Raw genomic sequence first — 4,509 nt, 5'->3', positions numbered from 1 at the left:
CGGCAGCATCATTCAGCATATATTAAGCACACTTGAAAAACCGTTCTCGCTAAGATCTCAGCTATTAGCAGTTGGGCATCGGGTTGTCCATGGTGGAGAGCATTTCAACAAAGCAAGTATCGTTGACGAAACTGTGATTGCAGCAATTCGTGATTGCACTCCACTTGCCCCATTGCATAATCCAGCCAACCTTATGGGTATAGAGCTTTTGTCGAAAGCGTATCCAGAAGTGCCACAAGTTGCGGTGTTTGACACGGCATTCCACCAAACCATGCCAGCGTGCGCCTTTCGTTACGCACTACCCAAACATCTTTATGAAGAGCTTTCCGTTCGCAGATACGGGTTTCATGGTACGAGCCATCACTTTGTTGCTGAAGCGACCGCTAAACACCTTGGCAAGCCATTAGCAAATTGCAGTTTCATAAGCGCACACTTAGGCAACGGAGCAAGCGTGTGCGCGATTTCAAACGGAAATAGCGTGGATACTTCAATGGGAATGACGCCGCTCGAGGGGCTCGTCATGGGAACACGGAGCGGTGATATCGACCCCGGTATTTTTGCTTATCTGCTTCGACAAGGTTACTCGGGCGAACAGATAGACACGCTGTTAAATAAACAAAGCGGCTTACTTGGCGTATCCGGACTCTCGAATGATATGCGCACATTAGAAAAGGCCGCAAACGAAGGTGACTACGATGCAGCACTCGCCATTGATATGTTCTGCTTTCGATTAGCCAAACACATCAGCGGCATGAGGGTCTCGCTTGATCGCGTAGACGGCTTAATATTTACGGGCGGTATCGGAGAAAACGCTACGCGTATTCGCGATAAAACGGTCACACTGCTCGCGGGTCTTGGGTTCAAGCTCGACCTCTCCCGAAACAATAAAATTGAACACGATATTGTTCCAATTAACGACAACAGCAGTCTCCCTATATTCGTTACTAAGACTGACGAAGAGTGGATGATTGCCTCCCAAAGCGCAGAACTCTGTAAGAATTAAGTAAGGATACACCGAATGAGCAAGGCTTTCTTTTTGTCTCCAACCAACGTGCAATCCGGGTTGACGTCAATCACCTATGGTTTAGTTTACGCACTTGAGCGGATCGGCGTCCGTGTTGGTGTTTTTCAACCCATTGATTACCAATTAAGCCATCCCGACAATTCTCGTGATTTTGCGAAAATGCTTAACAAGGTGACGCCAGCACAGACAATTTCGCTTCCAGAGGCGCAGACCCTCATGAGCGAAAACAAGAGCGGTTTGCTGATGGAGCGCGTGATTGCCAACTTTCAGATTGCATCCGAGAACTGCGATGTCGTTGTCGTAGAAGGAATACCAAACGATCGGTCACAAGCATACATCGCTCGACTAAACATCGATATCGCACGAAATCTTGACGCACAAGTCATTCTTGTTACGGACCCTCAAAATCGAAGTGCAGACGCGCTTAACAAGCTGCTTAAGGTTTCAGCGTCACTTTATTCAGGTAGCGAAGACCCTGATGTATTAGGTGTCATACTCAACAAGGCCGGAGATATTGAGGCCGACGACTTTTCCAGCCAAGTAGCGGAATATTCGGAGCTGCCTATTTACACCGACAACTTCCGTCTTATTGGTGCCGTCCCATTCTTGAAAGAGCTCTCTGCACCACGCGTCTCTGATCTACAGCACTCACTTTCGCTCAATGCGATTAGTGAAGGCGAACATGACACACGCCGCATTCAGGAAATAGTCTTCGCCGCAAAAACGATAGATAACATTGTACCTCGCCTTGTGCCAGGCGCCCTCGTCGTTACGCCTTCAGATCGGAGTGACGCGATCATGGCCGCATGTATGGCAAGCCTCACTGGAACGCCGTTAGCAGGCATTTTATTGACGAGTGACTCTGCGATCAATGAGCGCATTCATGCGCTCTGTGGGCCCGCACTCAGAGCAGGCCTGCCTCTGCTCTCTACCGAACTTGATACCTTTGCTGCAGCCGCTGCGCTCGCAAACCTTAATCGCGTTGTACAGAGCGATGATGAGCCACGCATGCAGCGCGTGGTGAGCATGGTTTCAGAATATCTCGATCTGGACTGGCTCGAACACCTTTGCGAGAAAGAACGTAAAACACGTCTTTCTCCACCCGCTTTTCGTCATATGCTTACTGTGAATGCGCGCTCAGCAAACAGGCGTATCGTTTTACCAGAAGGGAATGAACCTCGGACCGTTGCGGCGGCGATTGCGTGCCAAGAAAGGGGGATTGCAGACTGCGTCATGATTGGCGATCCAGTCGAGATTGAGGCGGTCGCTCAAGCACAAGGCTTAAAGCTCCATGAAGATATTCAGGTGATCAACCCAGACGATGTTCGAGAGCGTTATGTTGCAAGCATGGTTGAGCTTCGAAAACATAAAGGGCTCGCACCAGATATGGCTCGCTCGTTACTTGAAGATAACGTTGTTCTTGCGACCATGATGGTCGCGCTTGACGAGGTTGATGGACTGGTCTCCGGCGCTGTTCACACCACGGCGAACACCGTTCGACCAGCCCTACAGCTCATCAAAACGAGCCCTGGCGCGAAAGTAGTGTCGTCGATCTTCTTTATGTGCCTACCCGAGCAAGTTCTGGTTTATGGTGACTGTGCAATCAATCCTGAACCGAACGCAGAAGAGCTTGCAGATATCGCGATTCAAAGCGCAGATTCTGCCCGCGCTTTTGGTATAGAGCCCAAAGTCGCCATGATTAGTTACAGCACTGGGTCTAGCGGCAGCGGCGCTGATGTTGAAAAGGTTCGTGCAGCAACCATTATTGCCCAAAAAGCACGACCAGATTTGATTATAGACGGCCCCTTGCAGTATGACGCCGCGGCAATTGAAAGCGTTGCTGCCAAGAAGGCACCAGATAGCCCTGTCGCAGGCCAGGCGACAGTCTTCATCTTTCCTGATCTCAATACCGGAAACACCACCTATAAAGCAGTGCAACGAAGTGCCAATGTGGTAAGTATGGGCCCCATGCTTCAAGGCCTGAACAAACCCGTAAACGACTTGTCTCGGGGAGCCCTTGTCGACGACATCATCTACACTATTGCGCTGACCGCTATACAAGCTCAGCAGGTCGACGACGAAAAAAAGGCCGCACTGAAAGATAACTAGAATTTAAACTCAGCGACAAGCATGGGGTGATCTGAAAAAGACTGCATATCAAGCGTAAACGCTTGTTTGCAGCGCACCCCCTTGAACAGAATGTGATCGATCATGTAGCGCCTGTTTTCAGTGATGTCATATCGCTCGCAAGCCGTCAGAACGTTACTACTCTGCGTTTCTTTTTCTAACGTCTTTAGCACCGGAGACGAACGATAGTCGTTAAAATCCCCAAGCAAGACTACGGCATCGACATTCTCAAAACTGTTATGTGCCTTTACGATTGCATGCGCCTGCATCATGCGTTTGGCAGATTTCTTCGGCGAGTCATTGCGCTTTGATAACAAATGCGCAGTCACGAAACCGACCTTTCGCGCGTCAATTTCAAGAATAATGCCCAACACTTTTGACAGTCTTTTCGGCTTATAGCCTTCAACCATGCCCGACGGGAACCCAAAGTCTGTAATCAAAACAGGCTTGCCAAGCTTTGAGAGAATCGCGACATCTTGTCCTGTCGCCGTATCGCGACCTTGACGAAAGCTGGCCACCCACTCACTACCAAGTTGCGCAGCAAATTCCTCGGCAACCTGTTCATTCTCAATTTCCGAAAGTGCAAGCACATCTACGTCATACTGGTGAAGCAAACCCGCATAAAACCGTAACTCTTGAGTATATGCGCTTTCACTAGGGTCGCCTTTATTAAAACGAGCTCCATCCACTCGTCCATCGTGCGGCGTCCATAGCCATTCAGCGTTTAAGGTTGCGACCCGAAAGCTGAACTCCTCTCCATTTGCCAAACTGGGGAGTAGCGCAAAACACACGAAAAACGCCAATATGACATGGATCTCGGAGGGCAGGATTCTAGGAGAACAGATGTTTACTTTCTTCTGCGAAACCATGCCCTACCTCTTGATAGTAATTGAACGCGACGTCTGCACCATGGTTTAGCAACGTTTCACGCTCATCATCGTGTTGCGCAATCGCAGCAATTCGACCACTAAAACCAGCCAACCTCAATTGTTTTATGATGTTGATAATCTCATCTACATTAGGCGTAGCGAGCATCACTAGGCGAACGGTAGAGAGGTCTTGCGCTTCCCAGAACTCGTAGTCGTCAGCATCACCGTGCACGACATTGTTAATGCCGACGTCGGTCAACAGGGCAACGCGATGTTTATCAACCTCAACGCCCCATACATGTTCAATTCCCTGGCGTTCAAGCGATTCACAGACACCACGCCCTACCCGTCCCATGCCAATTACCAGCACATTTGCTCCTGGCACCTTTTGAATGGTGGAAGAATCGGTCGCCTTCTGCCTTTGAAAGCGCAGTAAGAACGGCGATAGTCGCGCGTAAAACACGTGAGCGTTTTTATAGAGAAGCGAGG

The 4,509-nt window shown here is 49.5% G+C and carries 4 protein-coding genes; 2 read left to right on the top strand and 2 right to left on the bottom strand.

Going from position 1 to position 4,509, the window contains the following annotated elements:
* On the top strand, positions 1 to 1,003 hold a 1,003-nt coding region (locus tag A3751_RS14655; protein WP_068457444.1), incomplete at its 5' end, for an acetate/propionate family kinase.
* A gap of 15 nt (positions 1,004 to 1,018) precedes the next feature.
* A complete protein-coding gene (pta, locus tag A3751_RS14650; protein ID WP_068457442.1) occupies positions 1,019 to 3,133 on the top strand; it encodes a phosphate acetyltransferase in 2,115 nt (704 codons plus the stop codon).
* Here the strand turns inward: pta and A3751_RS14645 are convergent.
* Positions 3,130 to 4,020 carry an endonuclease/exonuclease/phosphatase family protein gene (locus tag A3751_RS14645; RefSeq protein WP_068489773.1) on the bottom strand — a complete coding sequence of 297 codons (891 nt, stop codon included), beginning with the start codon at positions 4,018 to 4,020 and terminating at the stop codon, positions 3,130 to 3,132. The two genes, pta and A3751_RS14645, sit on opposite strands and share 4 nt — an antisense overlap.
* Positions 3,983 to 4,509 (bottom strand): NAD(P)-binding protein (locus A3751_RS14640; protein ID WP_231876901.1); only part of this gene is annotated, 527 nt, incomplete at its 5' end. The genes A3751_RS14645 and A3751_RS14640, both read right to left, overlap by 38 nt.

The sequence above is a fragment of the Oleiphilus sp. HI0080 genome (assembly GCF_001635135.1).
This window is presented reverse-complemented; position numbering and strand designations above follow the sequence as displayed.

Coding starts and splice junctions, on each gene's coding strand:
- pta (WP_068457442.1), top strand. CDS start 1,019: ATGAGCAAGGCTTTCTTTTTGTCTCCAACCAACGTGCAATCCGGGTTG.
- A3751_RS14645 (WP_068489773.1), bottom strand. CDS start 4,020: ATGGTTTCGCAGAAGAAAGTAAACATCTGTTCTCCTAGAATCCTGCCC.